At 70.3% G+C, this 20118-nt stretch carries 15 protein-coding genes and 1 pseudogene; 6 read left to right on the forward strand and 10 right to left on the reverse strand.

Annotated elements, in window-relative coordinates; genetic code table 11:
• Positions 1–73 precede the first annotated feature (73 nt).
• Positions 74–2767 (reverse strand): penicillin acylase family protein, encoded by a 2694-nt coding sequence (locus EAH86_RS16785; RefSeq protein WP_170212820.1) that lies wholly within the window; start codon positions 2765–2767, stop codon positions 74–76.
• A 47-nt stretch (positions 2768–2814) separates the two neighbouring features.
• On the opposite strand from EAH86_RS16785, the gene EAH86_RS16790 reads away from it, so the two are divergent.
• Both EAH86_RS16790 and EAH86_RS20975 read left to right on the forward strand, forming a co-directional pair.
• Positions 2815–4380, forward strand: coding sequence for a potassium/proton antiporter (locus EAH86_RS16790; RefSeq protein ID WP_241668419.1), 1566 nt, complete (start codon positions 2815–2817; stop codon positions 4378–4380).
• 92 nt (positions 4381–4472) lie between these two features.
• Positions 4473–4613: pseudogene (locus tag EAH86_RS20975) on the forward strand (FmdB family zinc ribbon protein); the annotation flags it as partial.
• A gap of 14 nt (positions 4614–4627) precedes the next feature.
• Here EAH86_RS20975 and EAH86_RS20980 read toward each other — a convergent pair.
• Entirely contained in the window at positions 4628–4918 is a 291-nt protein-coding gene (locus EAH86_RS20980; protein WP_338325260.1) for a hypothetical protein, read from the reverse strand.
• 99 nt (positions 4919–5017) lie between these two features.
• On the opposite strand from EAH86_RS20980, the gene EAH86_RS16800 reads away from it, so the two are divergent.
• From EAH86_RS16800 to mscL, 3 genes are all read left to right on the forward strand, one after another.
• Complete coding sequence (locus EAH86_RS16800; protein WP_140742882.1) at positions 5018–5854, forward strand: S-methyl-5'-thioadenosine phosphorylase; 837 nt, start codon at positions 5018–5020, stop codon at positions 5852–5854.
• Positions 5855–5866: 12 nt separating this feature from the next.
• Positions 5867–6577, forward strand: a complete 711-nt coding sequence (locus EAH86_RS16805; protein WP_140742884.1) for an SAF domain-containing protein — start codon at positions 5867–5869, stop codon at positions 6575–6577.
• Positions 6578–6696: 119 nt separating this feature from the next.
• The gene (mscL, locus tag EAH86_RS16810) at positions 6697–7062 is read left to right on the forward strand and encodes a large conductance mechanosensitive channel protein MscL (protein WP_140742886.1); all 366 of its coding nucleotides are present in this window, start codon (positions 6697–6699) and stop codon (positions 7060–7062) included.
• Positions 7063–7157: 95 nt separating this feature from the next.
• On the opposite strand, the gene EAH86_RS16815 is transcribed toward mscL, so the two are convergent.
• The 8 genes from EAH86_RS16815 to EAH86_RS20570 all read right to left on the reverse strand — a co-directional run bounded on the left by EAH86_RS16815 (position 7158) and on the right by EAH86_RS20570 (position 17747).
• Positions 7158–11579: an AAA domain-containing protein gene (locus tag EAH86_RS16815; RefSeq protein WP_241668420.1), complete on the reverse strand. Its 4422-nt coding sequence runs from the start codon at positions 11577–11579 to the stop codon at positions 7158–7160.
• A gap of 9 nt (positions 11580–11588) precedes the next feature.
• Entirely contained in the window at positions 11589–12929 is a 1341-nt protein-coding gene (locus EAH86_RS16820; protein ID WP_140742888.1) for an MFS transporter, read from the reverse strand.
• 107 nt (positions 12930–13036) lie between these two features.
• Positions 13037–14074, reverse strand: coding sequence for a hypothetical protein (locus EAH86_RS16825; protein ID WP_140742890.1), 1038 nt, complete (start codon positions 14072–14074; stop codon positions 13037–13039).
• A 17-nt stretch (positions 14075–14091) separates the two neighbouring features.
• On the reverse strand, positions 14092–14556 hold the full coding sequence (locus EAH86_RS16830) for a hypothetical protein (protein WP_140742892.1): 465 nt from the start codon (positions 14554–14556) through the stop codon (positions 14092–14094).
• Positions 14553–15086 carry a hypothetical protein gene (locus EAH86_RS16835; RefSeq protein WP_140742894.1) on the reverse strand — a complete coding sequence of 178 codons (534 nt, stop codon included), beginning with the start codon at positions 15084–15086 and terminating at the stop codon, positions 14553–14555. Before EAH86_RS16835 ends, EAH86_RS16830 begins: the two co-directional genes overlap by 4 nt.
• A gap of 177 nt (positions 15087–15263) precedes the next feature.
• Complete coding sequence (locus EAH86_RS16840) at positions 15264–15734, reverse strand: hypothetical protein (RefSeq protein ID WP_140742896.1); 471 nt, start codon at positions 15732–15734, stop codon at positions 15264–15266.
• A gap of 331 nt (positions 15735–16065) precedes the next feature.
• Positions 16066–16824, reverse strand: coding sequence for a matrixin family metalloprotease (locus EAH86_RS16845; RefSeq protein ID WP_161988683.1), 759 nt, complete (start codon positions 16822–16824; stop codon positions 16066–16068).
• 251 nt (positions 16825–17075) lie between these two features.
• A complete protein-coding gene (locus EAH86_RS20570; protein WP_140742900.1) occupies positions 17076–17747 on the reverse strand; it encodes a hypothetical protein in 672 nt (223 codons plus the stop codon).
• 424 nt (positions 17748–18171) lie between these two features.
• On the opposite strand from EAH86_RS20570, the gene EAH86_RS16855 reads away from it, so the two are divergent.
• A complete protein-coding gene (locus EAH86_RS16855; protein ID WP_161988684.1) occupies positions 18172–20073 on the forward strand; it encodes a hypothetical protein in 1902 nt (633 codons plus the stop codon).
• Positions 20074–20118: the final 45 nt, after the last annotated feature.

Consider the following 20118-nt stretch of genomic DNA (forward strand, 5'->3'; position numbering starts at 1 on the left):
TGAGCAGCTGTGCTCAGACCTGGAGGTGCTCACCGAGCCGCCGGGGCACGGTGGCGCGACCTCGGCGCTGACCTCAGTTCGACGAACCGCCGGGCACCAGGGTCAGCTCGTCACCGCCCGCATCGCGGACCGCCTTCTGGCTGAACGGCCAGTCGTACAGCTCGTTCTTGGCCCACGCCTCGGACTGGTCGTTGTAGTGGTCGGCGAACGCGTGACCGCTGTTCCCGGTCTGGTTGACCCAGCGCGACCGGTCGAGGTTCGAGAGGTCCACCACCATCCGCATCGATGGCGCCCAGTCGACGCCGTAGCCCTGGCCGTTGCTGCAGTCCTCGGGAGGATCGGTCGTGGTGCACGCGGCATTCCAGCCGTTGGCGTCCACGATGGCCGAGCCGCCGGGCATGTTCATGGGGCCGCGGTTGAAGAGCTGGGCCACGATCCCGGGAACGTCATCGCCTCCGAGGACCTGGTGCTTGAACGTGAGCTGGTGGAGCTGGCCCCACTGCCACTCGCCCGGCTCCTTGCCGAGCTCCATCGTCAGGTCGAGCCGCGCCTGGACCAACGCCTTGCGCAGGATCTCGGACTGGCCCTCGGTGACGCCCGGGGTGCGCTTGTCGTCCCACCAGGCCGAGCGCGGCTTGGTGAGCAGCACCGAGACGGCCTGCATCCACTGGTCGCCACCGTCCGCGCGCAGGTCCTGGGGCAGCTCGTCGTCGAAGGTCAGGTCGAGCAGGCTGGACCACACGGCGTTGTAGTAGGCCGCGGCGGCGCCGGAATCGCTCTTGCCGACCGGGTTGGTGTAGTCCCAGCCGCGCAGCAGCTCCTGCGCCTGCTTGGTGAAGTCATCGTTCCCGAGGTCCACCTTCAGCAGGGCCTTGACCAGGGTTGGCGCGAACTGGCTGCGGGTGTCGCCCTGGATTGCCGACATCGCGGCCGGGGTGACCTTGGTGTTCTTCTCCAACAGGGACCGGATCCGCTGGCTACGGAAGCCGTAGTCCCACTCGGTCGTGAGGAACGGCGTGCCACTCTCGGTGACCGCCTGGTTGGCCGCGACGATGAAGCCCTCGGGTGGGTTGTAGGTGTGTGGCATCGCCGCGAAGGGCACGTAACCCTGCCAGTCCCACGACGAGACCCAGCCCGGACGGATCCAGTAGCCGGGGGCGGCCTCCATGTAGCGACTGCGGACCGGGATCCGACCCGGTGCCTGGTAGCCGATGTTGCCGGCGGTGTCCGCGTAGAGCAGGTTCTGCGCCGGGACCGCGAACTGCTCTGCGGCAGTGCGGAACTCGTCGAAGTTCTTCGCCGTGTTGAGGCCGAAGATCGCGTCAGCCGTCTGGCTCACCTCGATGCCGGTCCACTGCAGCGAGACCTCGTAGTCTCCTGGGCTGACCCGGCCGTTGACCGGTGGGCTCTCCCCGGCGTGCCCGACGTTCTCGATGGCGTCCGACAGGATCGGGCCGTGCACGGTGCTGCGGACCGTGATGGTCTGCTCGCCGCCACCACCGATCTTGATCGTCTCGGTGCGCATGGTGAGCGGGACCTGCTTGCCGTCGCGCAGGTAGGTGTTGCCCCGCACCTGCTCGAGGAAGAAGTCGCTGACGTCCGGCCCGAGGTTGGTGAAACCCCAGGCGATCGACTGGTTGTGGCCGATGACCACACCGGGCAGGCCCGAGAACGAGTACCCCGCCACGTCGAAGGGGCAGCTGCTTCCGACCGACCGGCAGTGCAGGCCGACCTGGTACCAGATCCCCGGGATCGAGACACCGAGGTGGGGGTCGTTGGCCAGCAACGGTTTTCCGGTGCTGGTGCGACTGCCGCCGACGACCCACGAGTTGGACCCGATGCCGTCACCTCGACCCATCGTCACGGGGACGGCGTTGAGCGCACGCTGCACCACGGCATACGCGCGCTGTGCGTCCTTGCTCGTCTCCTTGGCGAGGTCGCCGCCCTGGCCGGCCTTGGCGAGGTCGCCGCGCGGGCCGGTCTTGGCCAGGTCGCCGCCCGGGACGGCCGAGTTCGGCGACGCCGAGGACGACGTCGAGGACGAGGACGACGGCGACCAGTCCTGGGGGGACAGGATCGGCTTGTTCTGGTCGTAGGGGTAGTCCGGGTAGAGCTCGTTGATCTGGGCCGTGGACATCGAGCCGGCGAGGCGGGCGCGCATCAGCTCCGCGCTGTAGTCGCCACGCAGGTCCCAGGCCATCGCCTTGAGCCAGGCGAGGGAGTCGGCCGGGGTCCAGTCCTCGACCCGGTAGTCGGGCACCTTCTGACCCAGGACGACGTACTCGAGGGACATCTTCGACGGGCTGCCCTGCGCGTGGATGTAGGCGTTCACCCCGTCGGCGTAGGCCTGCAGGTAGCGCCGCGTCTCGGGCTTGAGGGTGGGCAGCTCGGCTTCGGCGACCCGGCGCCAGCCGAGGGTGCGGATCACCCGATCGGTCTCGAGGCCGCCCTTGCCGACGAGCTCGGACAGCCGCCCCGAGGTGATGTGGCGGCGCAGGTCCATCTCGAAGAACCGGTCCTGCGCGTGGACGAATCCCTCCGCCTTGAACAGGTCGTCAGCGCTGTCGGCATAGATCTGCGGGATGCCCCTGTCGTCGCGGATGACGCTGACCTTGCCCGACAGGCCAGGCACCTGGATCTCGCCCTCGGTCGTCGGGAACGGACGGCGCACCCAGGTGACGGCGAGAACCGCGACAATTCCGAGAACGACGACGAGCAGGGCTGCCACGGCCACAGCGATGCGGCGGGCAAGTATGACGCGGGACACCCTGCGAGACTATCCGCACCACACCGAGGGAAAGGACGTGACGGGCCGTGCGCGCTGCGAACCTCCCGGGTGTGCTTCCCTGGTCCGGGACGTCCGGCTCGTTCACGCTCCACGACCTGACTCCGGCGCTGCTGATCGGCTCGATCGTCCTGCTCGTCTCGGTCGCCGCGGTCCGGCTCTCACTGAAGTCCGGGCTCCCCTCGCTGCTGATCTACCTCGGCATCGGGCTGGCGATCGGCGAGGCCGGCCCCTTCATCCAGATCAGGTTCGACTCCAACGAGCTCACCCAGGTGCTGGGCTATGCCGCCCTCATCCTCATCCTCAGCGAGGGCGGACTCAGCACCAAGTGGGAGGGAGTCCGCCACTCGGTCGCCCCTGCGGCCGTGCTGTCGACCGTCGGCGTCATCACGTCGGTTGCCGTCGTGGCCGTCGCCGCGCGCTTCATCCTGCACTTCGACTGGAACACCGCCCTGCTCGTCGGCGCGATCCTGTCCTCGACCGATGCCGCGGCAGTGTTCTCCGTGCTGCGGCGGGTGCCGCTCCCCCGCCGGATCACCGGCATGCTCGAGGCCGAGTCCGGCTTCAACGACGCCCCCGTCGTCATCCTCGTGACAGCGCTCGCCGTCCGCAGCGCCAACCCCGCCGAAGCCGAGGGCTGGCTGACGCTGGCTCTCAAGGCCGTCGTCGAGCTGGGCGTCGGTGCCGCCATCGGGCTCGCCGTCGGCTGGGCGGGTGGGCAGTTCATGCGCCGGGCCGCGTCCGGTTCCTCGGGACTGTTCAGCATCGGGGTGGTCGCCCTCACCGTCCTCGCGTATGCCGCGGCGGCCAGTGTGCACGCCAGCGGGTTCATCGCCTGCTACCTCGCGGCCCTGGTGCTGGGCAACCTGCGCCTCCCCCACGGACCGGCCGTCCTCGGGCTCTCCACCGCACTCGGCTGGCTCGCGCAGATCGGGCTGTTCGTGCTCCTCGGGCTGCTCGCATCGCCGGAGAAGATGGGCGACCAGCTCGTCCGGGCGATCGTGATCGGTCTGGTGCTGCTGCTCTTCGCGCGACCGTTGTCAGTGTTCCTGTCCGTGTCGCCGTTCCGTCTGGGGTGGCGCGACCAGGTGTTCCTCTCCTGGGCCGGCTTGCGCGGAGCCGTGCCCGTCGTGCTCGCGACCGTCCCCCTCACCCTGGGCGCCAAGAACGTCGACTGGATCTTCGAGCTGGTCTTCGTGCTCGTCGTCATCTTCACCATCGTCCAGGCGCCGACGCTGCCGTGGGTCGCCCAGCGGCTCGGCATCGTGGAGGACTACCGCAGCCTCGACCTGTCCGTCGAGGCGACACCCTTGGAGGAGCTGCGAGCCGAGCTCATCCAGGTGACCGTCGGCCCGGCCTCCAGGCTGCACGGCGTCGAGATCTTCGAGCTGCGCCTGCCCGAGGGTGCCAACGTGACCCTCGTCGTGCGCGGCGGCAAGGGCTTCGTCCCGGAGAACAACGCGGTGATCCGCCGCGGCGACCAGCTGCTCATCGTGGCGACCGCCGAGGTCAGGAGCCGGGCCGAGAAGCGGGTCCGCTCGGTCAGCCAGCACGGCCGTCTGGCGGGCTGGCGTGACGGGAGCGGGAAGAAGTAGGTCCCGCGCGGCCTTATAGTTGGCAGTCGAACCATCACAGTGCCAGCGCCGCACCTCGCGGCCGTCGGCCAGAACGCCCTTTGGAGGAACCCGTGCCGACGTATTCCTACGCCTGCACCGAGTGCGACCACCGCTTCGACGCGGTGCAGTCGTTCAGCGACGACTCCTTGACCGTCTGCCCCGAGTGCCAGGGTCGGCTGCGCAAGGTCTTCAACGCCGTGGGTGTCGTCTTCAAGGGTGGCGGCTTCTACCGCACCGACTCGCGCAGCAGCTCCTCCGCATCGGTGCCGGCGCCCAGCAGCTCCAGCGACTCGGGTTCGTCGGGCGGATCCTCGAGCGGCTCGTCCAGCGACTCCTCCGGCGGCTCCTCGTCCAGCGGGTCCAGCTCGTCGAGCTCGTCGGGTTCGTCGAGCTCCTCGCGTGAGTCGGGCGGTTCCAAGAGCTCGTCGTCAGCCTCGCGCTCCTCGAAGTCGGCGGACGGCTCGGCCGCCTGACCCGGCTGACCGCTGGGCGGCAACCACGCGGCATACCTCGACATCGCCCGCTCCTGTCCACAGGAGCGGGCGTCGTCGCGTCGTGGTCCACAGGCTGCCGCTCTGGGAGGTGCGGGCCAGGGGGCGCTGCGTAGTCTGCTGACATGACCTCGACGACTCCCCGCGCCGACCTCGGACTGATCGGCGGCTCCGGCTTCTACGAGTTCTTCGACGCCGCGGAGCGGGTGAGCGTGAGCACCCCGTTCGGCGACCCGAGTGACGACCTCCTCATCGGCGACGTGGACGGGCGCCGGGTGGCCTTCATCGCCAGGCACGGACAAGGACACCGGTTCCCGCCGCACCAGGTGAACTACCGCGCCAACCTGTGGGCGCTGCGCTCGGTCGGGGTGCGCCAGGTGCTTGCGCCGTGCGCAGTGGGTTCGCTCAAGCCCGAGCTGGGTCCGGGCACGATCGTGGTCCCCGACCAGGTCGTCGACCGCACCTGGGGCCGTGAGCACACGGTGTATGCCGAGGAGGGACCTGTCGTGCACGTCGGCTTCGCCGACACCTACTGTCCGCGCGGGCGAGCAGTGGCAGTCGAATCCGTCTCTGCCGCAGGCAAGTCCGTGGCTGATGCCGGCACGCTGGTCGTCATCAACGGGCCGAGGTTCTCGTCCAAGGCCGAGTCGGCCTGGCACCAGCAGGCCGGCTGGACCATCGTCGGGATGACCGGCATGCCCGAGGCGTCGATCGCCCGTGAGCTCGCGATGTGTTTCACGACGATCGCCCTGGTAACCGACCACGACGCGGGGGTCGACGGTGGCGATGCCGTCACCCACGAAGAGGTGCTGGCCGTCTTTGCCAGGAACGTCGACGGGCTCAAGCAGGTGCTGCGTTCGGCGTTGGTCGCGATGCCCGCCGAGGAGTCCGACGCGGCGGCGACCTGCGGGTGCCGGCGCGCCCTCGACGGGATCACCCTGCCGTTCGAGCTGCCGAGCTAGGTGGCGCGGCCGGTGCCAGGGACGAGGGTCGCTGCAGGTGCGCTGGGCTGGCTGCACGGGCCGGGGCGGCGCCGCCGGTGGCGGCGACAGGTGGTCCGGCGCGGGCTCGCGATGACGTGCGCCGTGGGGGCCGCGTTCGGGGTGCTAGCGGTCGCTCGCACTGGCGACTCACGCCCGCTGGTCCGGGTGGTGGTGGCGGTCCGCCCGATGGCCATCGGCCAGATTGCCTCGCCGGGCTCGCTGCGCGAGGTGTGGTGGCCTGCCGAGCTGGCCCCGGAGAGCAGGATCCACCGTCTCGACGAAGTGCTCGGGCGTCCGATGACCGTGCCACTGAGTCCCGGGGAGCCCCTCACGAGGACGCGGGTCACCCGGGGTTCGATGCTGGCCGGGCAGCCGGTCGACTCGGTCGCGGTGCACGTCTCGGTGCCCGATCACGGTGCGGTGTCGATGGTTTCGGCCGGCGACCGGGTCGACCTGTGGGGCCCGGATGGGGCCGTGGCGCGCGCGGTGGTGGTGCTCAGTGTGGACCAATCTTCACGCACTGACTTCGGGGCCGTCATCCAGGGCCAGGGATCGTCGAGCGGATACGCCGTCGACAGCGGCGGTGTGGTCGTTTCCGCAGGTCAGGAGGTGGCAGCGCGCATTCTCGCGGTTCCGGAGGACGCCTTGGGTCGGCCGCAGATCGAGCTGGTCCTGACCCACGGCTGGCCAGAAGCCGGGTGAGGCCGCGGCTCGCCATGCCGCGCGCTGCGCGTCCCTGTCGCTAGCGTGTTCGGGGTAGGACCAACTCTGGTACGCCAACACACCATTTACTCCAACACCACTGGAAGGTCGCGACACCCATGAAGGGTTTCAAGGACTTCGTCATGCGGGGCAACCTCGTGGAGCTAGCCGTCGCGTTCATCATCGGCGCGGCCTTCGCTGCAGTCGTCACCGCCTTCACCAAGATCATCATCGAGCTCGTCACCAAGGCTGGCGGCGCCAAGAACTTCGATGACTTCAAGCCCGGCGGCCTCGTGTCCGTCGGCCCGTTCCTCACGGCGCTCTTCGCGTTCCTGCTGATGGCCTTCGTCGTCTACTTCTTCGTCGTGAAGCCGTACGAGATGGCCAAGGCGCGCTTCGCCCAGGCCGAGGAAGTCGATGCGGCCCCTGACGAGAACGTCATCCTGCTGCGCGAGATCCGCGACGCCCTGACTCGTCGCGCCTGAGCTTCGTCGCTCGCACCACGCGCGAAGGCGCCGGTCCCCACCACGGGGCCGGCGCCTTCGTCACGTGACAGGCCTGTCGGCACTGCGCGGGCTGGTCAGTCGTGACCCCAGTGCGGGGGACGCTGTTCGCGCAGGTAGCGGTCGTAGGCCGACTCGTCGTGCGTCTCACCCCACCCGGCGTCCGTGTCGTCCTTGGTCTGCTCGGGCTTGGTGGGCTCGGGCTTGGGCGGCTCGGGCTCGGTGGGCTCGGGCTTGGCCGGCTCGGGCTCGGTGGGCTCGGACTTGGTGGGTTCAGCCATGGTCGCCTCGCTCTGCGCGGGTTCGGGTTCCTGGGTCGACGACTCCAGCGGCTCGGACGGCTCTGGCGTCGCAGCCTGCTCGGGTGCGGTGGGCTCCGGCTCCTCCTCGAGCAGGGTCGGCTGGGGCACCCGCTTGGCCTTGCGGCTGCGGACCCGACGCTCTCGGGCGCCTTCGTCGGCGGATGGACGGAACTCGTCCGCGAGCGTCTGCCCCGCGGCGTCGTCGGACTGGACCGGTTCGGGCTCGTCGCCCATCGGCAACATCTGCTGGGCCTCGGACCCGGCTGCGCCAGCCGTTGTCGTAGCCGGCGCTGCTGCCGGAGCTGTCACGACGGGCACCGGCACCGGTGTCTCCGGCACCCGGTTGGCGACCGCCTGCTGCACGGCGGCGTTCACCCGCGCGACATCACGGGCAGGGTCGCGGAACAGGTCGGTCGTCCAGACGCGGACGTGCATCCACCCGAGCCGGCCGAGCTGCTCGCCGCGCAGCCGGTCCCGGTCGCGGCTGCTGCGCATGGCGGCGTAGGCCGGACCGTCGGTCTCGACGGCGACCAGGACGTGACCGCGGTGGTCGGGGTCCTCGACGGCGAGGTCGATGGGCTGTCCGGCCGAGCCGTAGGCCTCGTGCACCACCAGTCCGGTGTCCCGCAACCGTCGGGCGAACTCGGCTCGCAGCGGGTCGGTGCTGGTGTCGACAGGGTGGGAAGTCGCTTTGTCACGCCCGGGAGAGGTCGAGGTGTCACCCTCTCGCGGGCTCTCGTCGGGGACGGGCGCCGGGAAGCTGCCGTCCGCGGCATACGCGAGGAAGTCCCGGAGCATGACCGAGCCGCGGGACTTGAGCCGAGCGGGGTCGAGGTCGCTCGCCACCAACGACGAGACCACGGTCATCCGGCGGCGTGAACGGGTGATGGCGACGTTGAGGCGACGCTCGCCGCCCTCGAGGTTGAGCGGGCCGAACCGGTGCAGCACCCGACCGTGCGGGGTCTTGCCGTAGCCGACCGACAGGATGATGGCGTCGCGTTCGTCGCCCTGGACGCGTTCGAGGTTCTTGACGAAAAAGCGCTCGGGCCGGTCCTCGTCGAAGAAGTCGCCGACCCCGGCAGCAGCGTCAGACGCGAGGGCACGCCGCAGCGCGTCGTCGAGCCGGGTGGCATGCCGGATGCCGAGCGCGATCACGCCCAGTGAATCGTGCGGACGGGTCCGGGCATGCTCCAGGACGAGCTCGACGACGCGGGAAACCTCTGCCTCCGTCGACTCGATGCCCTCCTCGCCGGACTGGACGATGCCGGAGCCCTCGACCGACACGAGTGACACGACCGCGTCGGTGCCCGTGCCGGGGAAGGTGACCAGCGAGCCGTCGTACATCTCGCGGTTGGCGAACGCGACGAGGCGTTCGTCGAGCGAGCGATAGTGCCACGAGAGCCGGCGCGTCGGCAGGGCTGCGGTCAGCACGTCGAGGACCGACTCGAAACCCTCGGTCAGCGTGTCGGTCTCCGGCGCACCCTCCTCGTCCACCGCTGCGGTGAAGAAGCTGGTCGGCGGCAGCTGGCGCTCGTCGCCCGCCACCACGACCTGGTGCGCCCGCGAGATCGCGGACACGGCCTGGGCGGGAGGGATCTGCGAAGCCTCGTCGAAGATCACGACGTCGAACCAACGCCCGGGAGGCAGCACAGACGCGACCACCAGCGGTGACATCGCCCAGGCCGGCTTGGCGGCGGTCAGCGTCTCGGCCGCCTTGGGCAGCAGGTCGCGCAACGGACGGTGCCGGCGGGACTTGCCGGCCTCCGCGCGCACCAGCGCCTCCTGGTCGGGGTGGTCCGCCAGCACCTCGCGCAACCGACGCCCGGCCCCGGCCCGCACCCGGTCCGCGCTGGCGCGCAGGTGGGCGTGGTCGGCGGCGACGTACTCGCGAGCCACCCGTTGCATCTGGGCTCCGTCGTGCGCGCCGTAGCGCGGGTCCCGGACGATCAGGTCCTCGGACAGCGAGGTCCACCAGACGAACTCGAGCTCGGCGGCGACGTCGTCGGGGCCGACGCCACGACGGGCGAGGTCGTCGACGAACGCCCCCATGCCGGCCTCGCGCAGCGCGTCGAGGGCGCCCAGCACCTGCGGCACGACGGTGAGGCGGTCGGGGCGCGCGTCGAGCTCGGCCAACCGCTCCTGCAGCTCGACCAGGGTGGCACCGAAGAGGTCGCCGCCGCGGTGGGTGGCCGTGAGCCGTTCCGCCAGCCAGGCCAGGTCCGAGGAGACCGAGGCGTATGCCGTGCGCGCCCGGTCGAGGTCGACCGGGATCTCGGGCCGGCCACCGGCGCCGGCCATCTGCTGCCAGGCGGTGCGCTGGACCTGGGCGTCGAGAAGTGCCGCGTGCAGGTCGGGTGGCGGCGGGCCGGGGCGCAGCAACGAGCGCGCCTGACGACGCAGTCGCCAACGCGAGTACCAGCCCAGCGCATCACCATTGGTGTCGCGCGCGCCCTTGGGTCCGGTGGCGGCGACGAGGTCGCCGAGGGGGATGTCGAAGATCTCGGGGCGGAACACCTCGAGGGTGTCGCGGACCCGGCCGACCGAGTCGAGCACGTTGCCCCAGTCCCCGACGCGGTCGGCCTGCGGCAGGCTGACGTCGGAGAAGACGTCGTGCATGGTCTGCTCGAGGTCCTGCAGTCCGCCCTGGCTGAGCCGGCTGGTGACGTCGCGGGCGCGCACCGCCTCCTCGGAGGTCGCGATCCGCGAGCCGAACCACGGGTCGGTCCCCTCCTGCGTCGACCAGGCGCCCAACGACGCGGCCTCGGTCAGCTGGCGACCTAGCTCCTGGACCCGCTGGCGGTCGAGCCCGGCGAGCTGTTCGCCACGCACCCTGACCCTGGAGGTCGGCGGGTGGGAAAGGCTGCCCAGCTTCGAGATGGCGGCTTGCGCCTGGTGGGCGGAGACGCCCCAGGGCTGCCGAACCTCGTGCAGGGCTGCGGAGTGCTGAACGAGGGTGGCGCGCCGGTCGACGAGGGCCTGCTCGATCTCCGTCGTGTCGGGGTCCTGCGACTGGGTGCCGCGGTCGAGGGCTGCGCCGAACTCCTGCGCGATCCGCCGCTTGTTGCTCGCCCCGTCGTAGGCGTCGAGGACGAGGTCGCCCAGCCCAACTCCGTCCAGGCGGGACAGCACGGCGTCGATGGCTGCCCGCTTCTCGGCGACGAACAGCACCCGCTTGCCCTCGCCGGCGAGGCTGGCAATGAGGTTGGCGATGGTCTGCGACTTGCCGGTGCCGGGCGGGCCCTTGATGACGAGGTGCGCGCCGGAGCGGACCGCGTCGATCGCCGCCTGCTGGGTCGAGTCCGCGTCGAGGATGAGCAGCTCGTGGGCCGGGTCGGAGTCGGCGGCCGAGTCCGGCACCGACGTCCGCACCGCGCGGAGGGCTCCCGCATCGCCGGCCAGGGCGGCCACGACGTCGTGGTCGGCCAGCGAATCCCCTTGGGCCGCAAGGTCAGCCACCATCGGCAGCTTGGCGTAGGAGAACGTGCCCACGACCAGCCGCGGCGACACCGAGAACTCCGGCACCGACCCGCAGAGCCTGGCCAGCTCGGCATAAACGGGGTGCGGGTCGAAGCCGCCGCTCGCGTTGGACAGCTCCTCCAGCGCGCCCGTGTCGATCTCGAGGCCTTGCTCGGAGCGCAGGTAGTGCTCGAGGACCGGGTTGAACTCGACGTCGTTGCCCAGGTCGAGGTCGAAGTCCTCACGCGCCGCGCCGGTCGGCTTGAGCACGCAGGACCGCAGCAGCACCGGAGCGGCCGGGGCACGCGACGCACCCCGGACGGCCCAGCTCGCCATGCCGATCGCGATGAACCCGGCCGCGATGCCGCGCTCCTCGGACAGCTCGAGAGTCTTGGCGCGGATCGTGCGAGCACGACGGCGGGCCTCGTCGAGGGCTGCGGGTTCGCGGACGAGGTCGGAGAGCCGAGTCGGACGACCGGCCATCAGCATGGCCAGCCCGCCCGGGTGGGCGGTGGTGAGGTCGAGGGTGCCGCTGGGCAGGTCGCGGTACCACAGCAGGGTGTTGCGACCGCCGAGGTCGACGAGGTGCCGCTGCCAGACCTTGACCGCCTCCGCGACCCGGATGCCGCGGGGGTCAGCGTCCGGCTGGGGTGCGTCCTCCTGCTGGGTATGCCGGTCGGGCGGGAGCGCGTCGCCGCTGGGCTGCGGCGCTGCTGGGGTCTCGTCGGTCGGCGGGGTCACTCAAGCAGGCTAACCAACCTGGTCGCCCTCCCGGTCAGGCAACACGGCCTCCGGGATGACGGGGTCCGGTGAGACCGAGGTGCTACCACCCGAGACCGAGCGATCCACCCTGATGAGGAGGGACGCGATGGCCACGATCGCGGCGAGGCCCGCAGCCCCGGCGCCCAGCACGGCATACCCGAGCTGGCCGACGACCACGCCCGCGAGCGCGCCACCGCCACCGGCGGCCAGCCCCATGACGAGATCGGAAGCGCCCTGGGCGCCGGCCCGCTCGGCCAGGGGCACCGAGGTGACCACGAGGGTGGAGCCGGCGACGAGCGTGAACGACCAGCCGAGGCCGAGCAGGAAGAGCCCGACGGCGAGGCCCGGAGACCAGCCGATGGGCGCCTGGGCGGCGAGCAGACCGGCGACGACGAGGATGACCGCGCCCATCAGGCCGCACGACCGACCACCCCACCGGTCGACCGCCAGGCCGGTCAGCGGCGAGAAGGCGAACATGCCGAGCACGTGCAGGCTGATCACCAGGCCGATGATCCGCAGGCTGGCCCCGCCGTGGTGCATGTGCAGGGGCGTCATCACCATCACGCTGACCATGACCGTGTGGCCGAGGGCCATCGTCACCAGGCCGAGCAGCGCGCCGGGATGGGCGAGCAAGGTGCGCCAGCCCCGGACGATGGAGCCGTGCTGCCGCTCGAGGGGTTCGGTGGCGATGGCCGCGGCACGCTCGCGTGCGAGCAGAAGCGGATCGGGTCGGAGCCGGACGAACAGCAGGATCGCCCCGAGCACGAGGCCACCGAGGGAGAAGACGTAGGGGCCAGTGAGGGCCGGGATCCCGAGGAACCTCGCGACCGGCTCACCCGGGCCTGCGAGGTTCGGCCCGAAGACCGCACCGATTGTTGTCGCCCACACCACGGTGGACAGGTCGCGCCCGCGGTGGGCCTCGTCGGCGAGGTCGGCCGCGGCATACCGGGCCTGGCTGTTGGCGGCGTTGGACCCGCCGAACAAGGCGGCTCCGACGAGGAGCAGGGGAAAGTTGCGGATCGCGCCCGCGATGATCATCGTGAGGGCGCCGGCGATGCCGATGAGGTAGCCGACCAGCAAGCCGAGTCGCCGGCCGCGCGCGGCCATGACGTGGGCCATCGGGATAGCGATGAGCGCGCCACCCAGCACCTGGAAGGTGCCCCCGAGCCCGGCGAGGTCGGCCGACCCGCCGACGTCCTCGGCGAGCAGCGCGCCGACGCCCGCACCGGCGGACACTCCCACGCCGACGAGGACCTGGGTGCCGATGAGGGTGCTGATGGTGCGTCGCTGGACGGACCGGTCGGGAGCGTCAGGCGCGGCGCTGGGCATCGGGTCAGTATGCCGCCCGCTTCCGACACGGCGCGCTCTGCGACGCGCGCCGTGCCAGCGGTGGTGCCCACCCGTTGAGTCGCCCGGCCCCCTGACCGGGCGGCCCCTCAGGTGGCGTTGCTGACCGTCAGCGTCAAGAGGCCCGTGGCGGTGAAGGCGATGCTGACCGACTCGCCGTTGGCGATCGAGGTGGTCAGCGGGGTCGACGTGACTCCGGTGCCGGCCGCGATGGTCGTGGTGACCGGCGTGGCCGCGGCTCGGGTCGCGGTGACGGTGAGGGCGGTCGGCGTCGTGGCCGGGTTGCCCCAGGTGTCCAGCAGGCTGGCCGTGGCCACCCAGTCGTGCCTGCCGTTCTGGCCCGGGTCGCTGGCGGTGCAGGACCGGGCCGTCGCCGGGTCGGTGAGGGCCGGGCAGGTCAGCGTGACGGCGATCAGCTTGCTGGTGATGGCGCTGAGGACGAAGTTCTTGGCGGCTCCGGCCGTGACGGTGGTCGAGGCGGAGCCGGTGACGACGCCGGTGGTCGGCGTCAGGGTGGCGCTGCCGGCGACGTAGAGCGTGACCGACACCGAGGCGGTACCGCTGGTGAAGGTGGCGGTCGCCGGGAGGACGGCAGCCTTGCCGGAGGGGCTCGCCGCGACCGCTGCCCAGGTCAGCGCCTTGCTGCCGGTGTAGGCGGTGTCGACGCTGCCGTCGCACTTCTTCGCCGTGAGGCTGACCGTGGCGGCCGTGCCCGCGGTGATGGCGGGCGCGCCCACGGTGTAGGTGTCGGGGGTCGTACAGGTGGTGGTGCCTGATGCGGCGGCGGACGCTGCGGTCCACGCGCTCAGCGTCGCCACCACGGTGTAGCTGTAGGTGGTGCTCGCGGCGAGTCCGCTGTCGGTGCAGGACCAGGGCGTGGCACTGGGGGTGCAGACCGTGGTCGCGCCGCGCTTGACCGCATACGTGGTCGACGGAAGCTGGCCCGTGGGCATCGTGCCGCTGACGACGAGGGAGGTGGCAGTGGGCGTTCCGACGGTCGGCACGGCCGGGGTCACGAGGGACCGCGCGGTCGCGGTCGTGCTGCCCGTGCCCATGACCGACCACACGGCATACGCGGGGACGGCGCCGACAACGAGGCACACGGCAGCGGCGAGGAGCACACGCACGGACCTGCGGCTGGGGTTCACGGCAGCCGCCCGGTGGCCTGCAGGGGGATGGTGAAGGTGGCGCCCTGGCAGTTGGACGAGGACGCGGTGGTCATGCTGACACCGTTGACGACGTTCAGGGACGCGTTGCCGCCGGCCGGCACCACGAGGGTCGTGGAGGCAGGCAGCGAGACCGTGACGCCAGGGGTGGTGCAGCCGGCACTGGCCGTGACCGCCCCGGCGAGCGCGAGGGACTGGACGGTGACCGAGGCAGAGTTCGGGTTGCTGACGGTGACGAGGACATCGGCCGAGGCACCCGGGTAGAGCGTGCCGCCGACCGTGGCGGAGACGCCGAGCGCTTGGGGAGTGCCGCTCGAGGCGGCACCGGTGCCCGCGCCGAGAACCGACCACGCGGCATACGCGATGCCACCGACGAGGAGGAGCGCGGCGGTCCCGATGCCCACCGAGGTGAGCCGTCGCCCCCAGGTCGTCGAGCCGGTCACGAGTTGCCGTTGCCCTGGCCCTGGGTGGCCAGGCCACCGAACGCGAGCGGGAACGAGACGTTCTTGCAGCTGTCCTGCGACGTGGCGGTGTTGAGCATCATGATCGTGAGGGGGATCGTGATGCTCGACCTGCGTGGCACGAGGTAGGTGCGCGAGCCGGGCTTGCTCGACTGGTAGCTGCTGACCACGAGGTTGGTGTGGCCTGAGCAGTAGGGGTTTGCGTCCTGGGGCGTCGCGGTGAGCTCCAGGATCTGGTACGCCACCTCGTCGGGGTTGGTGACCGTCACCTGCAGCGTCTGCATCTGCCCGGGGTGCAGCTGGCTGACGCTACCGACCGCCACGAACGGTGCGTGGCCGGGCGGGCTCTGGGCAGACGCGCCGCCGTTGCTCTCCACCACGCGCAGGGCGCCGGGCTGCGGTGCGGGATCGGCCCGGGTGAGCCAGACTCCGACGCCGCCGAGGACTCCGAGGAGCACCACGACGCCGGTGGCGACCGCGAGCGTGCGGAGCTGCTGCGGTGTGGTGGCCATGTGCGGGTTCTCCCGGGTGTGGTGAGCGGCGGTCCGCGTCCTGGCCCTCAAGGCCGGCTGGCGGGTGGCGCTGGTGGTCCTGCGTGGGTCGTGCTGGGGTCCTGCTTCGACGACCTGCCGCCCGGTGGCATCGGGGGGTGACACCACCGGGCGGGGATCAGGCCTGCGTCGTCACGATCAGTTGCTGGAGAAGACCAGCGGGACGGTGACGCCCTTGCAGTTGTCCTGGTTGGTGGCCAGGTTGTTCATCTTGATGGTCGCGGTGCCCCAGGCGCCGACGCCGGTGCCGGAGGCGATCTCGGCGTTGTTGACGGCCGGCTGGGTGACCGTGAAGTCAGCGGCGGTGCACGGGAGGGTCGTGCCGACGGACCAGGTGGGGTCGACGGCGACGGTGACCTGCTTGACGTAGACGGAGCCGCTGTTGGGGTTGTCGAAGTTGCCGGACACGTTCTGCGTCGGGCCGCCCGGGTAGAGACCGGCGACGGGGGTGCTGGTCGCGTGGATGGTGACCGCGACGACGTTGCCGGTCGCAGCCGAGCCGGTGCCGGAGCCCGTGGTGCTCCAGTAGGCAAAGGCGACTCCGCCGACGATGAAGGTGAGGGCTGCACCGGTGGCGACGGCTGCTGCGCGCTTACGAGTGAACTTCATTGGGGGGTCCTCTGTTAGTGACTTGGTGGCCGGCCTGATCGGTGGCCCCCGCTGAGTTGATCTCGTCTCAGTTGATTTGTATATGACTTTGGGCAACATCCCCCGTTAAAGGGTCATTGGTTCCACTAGATATCCCCCGGTTGGTTCTAGGTTTGGTAAAGACCACCCCACGGCAGACATTTCTGATGTATAAGCGCGCACGGCGGTTGAGGGACCACAAAGAAGACTGCCCCCTCGCCTGTGGGCGAGGGGGCAGTCGGTCTGCCAGGCGGTCGTGACGCCGGGCAGTCTGTGGGGCCGGGCACGCGATGGTGCCGGGCAGGTGGGGCGGTTAGCTGAGGTCCTTCAACGGCATGTACGCCGTGTTGATGCAGCCGGCAGCCTTCCCGACCTTGGCCAGGCCGGCCCGGTCGCCGGTGTAGAAGAGCGTGGGCGAGGCCGTCCGGATGGAGGGATACATCTGCTGACGGGTGTCACTGACGTGCTGGAGCCCGACGGCGTGGCCGAGCTCGTGAGCCAGCAGGTTCGTGCGACGCAGCCCGGTGCCGGTGCCGCCCCTGGCCTGGTTGAGCATCTGCGGGGTGTCGATCACGACGAACCCGCGTTGCGCCGCGACCGTGTAGCTGGTCCTGCCGTTCACCGTGCGCGAGACCCAGCCGTAGTAGAGACCGCCCTGGCCCAGGGTCGACCCCGCGAGCGAGTAGTTCGTCTTAGAGGGCGACGTGAAGGCGATGACCAGCTCCGCGGACTGCCTGGCCATCGAGCCGACCTTGGGCACCTCGCTGGTCGTCCCCTTGTAGGTGAAGACGAACTTGGTGTTCAGGGCGACCTTGGCGACGGCCGCCTTGGTGTCCGACAGGACGGCGGAGCGCTGCGCGCTCGGCACCGCCGCCAGGTTCACCTTGTAGGTGATCGTCTTCTGGCAGCCGTTCCAGCGGACCACCTGCTTCGTGCCGTTCGGCAGCGAGGCGTACGTCAGCTTGTACGTCGCGATCGCGCCGTCCGCAGTCTGCGGCGCCGCGGCAATCACCCCTGCGGTCAGCGCGACAGGGGCGAGGGCAACGCCGAGGACGGCGATGGGCTTGCGCATATAGATCCTCCGTAGGAGCGCCGCGGGGGCGACGCTCTGCACCATGCAACGTAGAAAAGCACGTCATGCGGTGGAGGCCGAACAGGCTCGGTATCGTCCATTTGGATGAGGTTGACCTGTCCGGTCGGGGGGTGGACCGGGCAGCGCTGAACTGCGGCTCGGCGCCGCACGGCGAAGTGCAAGCGTCGGACTGGCCTCGTGGATCGGCTCCCGGGCACCTGGTGCCCGGGAGCCGATCCATCGGTCTTGGCTCAGCCGACTGCGGTCACCACGAAGCTCACGAAGTGGTTGTCGCTGCCGTCGGCACTGCGCACGTCGAGCCGGACGCTTCCGTCACCGGTGATCGGCCCGCAGAGGTTCTGGTCGATGATCATCGGACCACCCGGCACCAGCGCCTGGACCATCGGGATCGGGCACCCGTTGCCGACGCCGGTCCCCGTGGGGAACGTCCCGGCCGGGATATGGATCGACCAGGAGCCCGCACCGTTGTGGGTCACCGTGAAGGCAGCGGTGCCCGACCAGACGGCCAGGCTGGTCCCCTGGAACTCCCCGGCAAAGGTCTTGGGAGCGTCGTTGCCGGCGGGTCCCTGAGGCCCGGTCGGCCCGGCCGGGCCGGTTGCACCCGTCGCGCCGGTGGCGCCCGTCGCCCCGGTCGCTCCGGTCGCACCCGTGGGGCCTTGCGGACCTGCGGGACCCTGCGGGCCGACAGGTCCGGTCTGGTTCCACGCGAGCGTCTTCTCGGGGTTGCGGCACGCGGTGCCCGCTGCGACGACCCGAAGGTTGCCGTTGGTCTTGTTGTAGCAACCGTGGATGACGCCGTCCGAACCTGGGATCAGGCCGGCGGCGTAGGCCGTGCCTCCCGAAACTCCAAGGCCGACAACAGCGGCGACAGCGATGACGGCAGTCCGTTTGGTGATACGCATAGTGGTCCCTCTCCGTGGCACAACATGGGCATGGCAGGAGTGAGTGAGGGCCCCACGACTGCCCCGCTCAGAAGTGGATCGAGGTCGGCGTCCCGTCCGATCCGGCAACGATCCTCAGCATGATCCGACGCCTGCGGATGCGTGGACTATTTGTCGTTTCTTGACGTTGGACCCCGGACGGTGCACCGAATAGCGTGGATCGTGCCGTTTGTCAGCGGCTGTTCGCCGGTGGGAGGGCACCCGAAAACCATCGGCGGGGCACCTGGAACAGCGCCGAGGGGGCGCCGTCGAGTGCTCCCGCAGCAGGTCCTCTCCGAATTTAGTGCTTGACGCATCTAAATCGGGAGAAGATGGTCGAAGGGAGCAAATGCCGCATAACACCCCGGGCGGCACCCTTGACCTCTCCCCCGAAGGAGCACGATCAATGGCGATCACCCGACGCGCCCTGCTGGCTTCCAGCGGACTCATCTCACTGGCCACGGCCCTCGAGCTGGCCGACCCGGCATACGCCGCAGCACAGTCCATGACGCAGGGCGCCACGCCGCCCTCGGCCGCACCGCTGGCGCGGGTGAGTCGCAACAGCACCTGGACCCGCAGCGGTCCGGGGCCGCTGTACTGGAACATCTACGGCTGGTCCTTCCCCCACAACGCCCCGATCCCCGAGGACGAGTGGAAGGCCAACATCGACTGGCTGGCGAGCGACTTCGCGCCGAGCGGGTACGAGATGGCCTGCACCGACGGCTGGATCGAGGGCTCCTCGCGCACGACCGAGCACGGCTACATCACCAGCTACAACGACTCGTGGACCCACGACTGGGCCTACTGGGCCGCCTACCTCGCCCAGCGCAAGATGACCCTGGGCGTCTACTACAACCCGCTCTGGGTGCACAAAGCTGCCGTCGAGGACCCGACCAAGACGGTCGTGGGCCGGCCGGACATCAAGATCGCCGACATCGTCGCCGAGGGCGACTTCTTCGCCCGGGATATCGGCGGCAACACCTTGTACTGGGTGGACGTCACGAAGCCAGGGGCCAAGGAGTACGTCCAAGGGTACGTCGAGTACTTCAAGCGGTTGGCGGTGCCGTTCCTGCGGATCGACTTCCTGTCCTGGTACGAGGACGGCATGGACGCCAACATCGGGCGGGTCAACGCAGCGCACGGTCGGGAGAACTACGTCACCGCCCTGCACTGGATGAACGAGGCGGCGGGCGACGCGATGGAGGTGTCGCTGGTGATGCCGCACCTGTTCGACAACGCCGCGGCAGAGCTCGCGAACGGCGACATGGTGCGGATCAACGCCGACGCCGACAAGGGCGGTTGGGAGCGGCTCAGCGGCGGACGCCAAAACTGGCAGAACGCCTGGCCCAACTGGTTCAACCCGTTCTGCGGCTTCACCGGCTGGTCGCACCGCAACGGACGCGGGCAGCTCATCCTCGACGGTGACTTCCTGCGGGCGCACACCTTTGCCAGCGACGCAGAGCGCAAGACCGCCGTGACGCTGATGACGATCGCGGGCTCACCGATCGCGATCGCCGACCTCTACTCCGACATCGGCCCGCACGGCTGGGTCTTCACGCAGCCCGAGGTGCTCGACCTGCACCGCAAGGGACTGGTCGGAAAACCCCTGTACCACAACGGAACTCCCTACTCGGTTGATCCTTCGTCGCGCGACACTGAGCGGTGGGCGGGCCAGCTGCCCGACGGGTCCTGGGTCGTCGCCCTCTTCAACCGTGGCGACACCGCGACCGTCGACAAGTCGCTCAGCTTCGCGCGCGACCTGGGCATCGCCGGGTCGGCGAAGGTCAGGGATGTCTGGGCTCGGCGCGACTTCGGTCTGCGCACGGAGGCCAAGGCGAGCCTGGCACCGCACGCGTGCGCGCTGTTCCACGTCGTCCCGCAGCGCCAGGTCACCCGGTTCCACGCCGCGTGGGCCACCTGGGCCGGTGGCGCGAACTTCAACAACAACCACCCGGGATACGACGGGTCGGGCTTCGTCGACAAGCTCGAGGCCGGCGGCGAGCCCGGGGACGCGTTGGTCACCTTCGCGGTGCAGGCGCCCAAGGCTGGCACGTATGCCGTGCGGTGGCGTTACGCGAACGGGCTGGCCGCGTCGAGCACCATGACCGTCTCGAGCGAGCGGGCCGACGGCACCGTCGTCGACGGACCGCAGCGCGTCACCTTCCCCTCGACGACATCCTGGGACAGCTGGGGCAACTTGAACGGGTCGCTGCGGCTGCAGGCCGGCCTCAACCTGGTCACCATCGGGCGAGGCGCGAGCAACGTCGGCGCGATCAACCTCAACTGGGTTGAGCTGCAGCTCGGATGAGTCCTTCGTCAGCACCCTGCGGCCGGAGCGGTTCGCGCCCGGCCG

Origin of the sequence: Pedococcus bigeumensis (assembly GCF_006438965.1) — a bacterium.
In the GTDB taxonomy this organism is placed as follows: Bacteria; Actinomycetota; Actinomycetes; order Actinomycetales; family Dermatophilaceae; genus Pedococcus; species Pedococcus bigeumensis_A.

What these genes read in the sequence shown, in the direction of transcription:
- EAH86_RS20980 (WP_338325260.1), bottom strand. Translation starts at nt 4,918, where the DNA reads ATGTCGAGGTATGCCGCGTGGTTGCCGCCCAGCGGTCAGCCGGGTCAG.
- EAH86_RS16800 (WP_140742882.1), top strand. Translation starts at nt 5,018, where the DNA reads ATGACCTCGACGACTCCCCGCGCCGACCTCGGACTGATCGGCGGCTCC.
- mscL (WP_140742886.1), top strand. Translation starts at nt 6,697, where the DNA reads ATGAAGGGTTTCAAGGACTTCGTCATGCGGGGCAACCTCGTGGAGCTA.
- EAH86_RS16820 (WP_140742888.1), bottom strand. Translation starts at nt 12,929, where the DNA reads ATGCCCAGCGCCGCGCCTGACGCTCCCGACCGGTCCGTCCAGCGACGC.
- EAH86_RS16835 (WP_140742894.1), bottom strand. Translation starts at nt 15,086, where the DNA reads ATGGCCACCACACCGCAGCAGCTCCGCACGCTCGCGGTCGCCACCGGC.
- EAH86_RS16840 (WP_140742896.1), bottom strand. Translation starts at nt 15,734, where the DNA reads ATGAAGTTCACTCGTAAGCGCGCAGCAGCCGTCGCCACCGGTGCAGCC.
- EAH86_RS16845 (WP_161988683.1), bottom strand. Translation starts at nt 16,824, where the DNA reads ATGCGCAAGCCCATCGCCGTCCTCGGCGTTGCCCTCGCCCCTGTCGCG.
- EAH86_RS20570 (WP_140742900.1), bottom strand. Translation starts at nt 17,747, where the DNA reads ATGCGTATCACCAAACGGACTGCCGTCATCGCTGTCGCCGCTGTTGTC.
- EAH86_RS16855 (WP_161988684.1), top strand. Translation starts at nt 18,172, where the DNA reads ATGGCGATCACCCGACGCGCCCTGCTGGCTTCCAGCGGACTCATCTCA.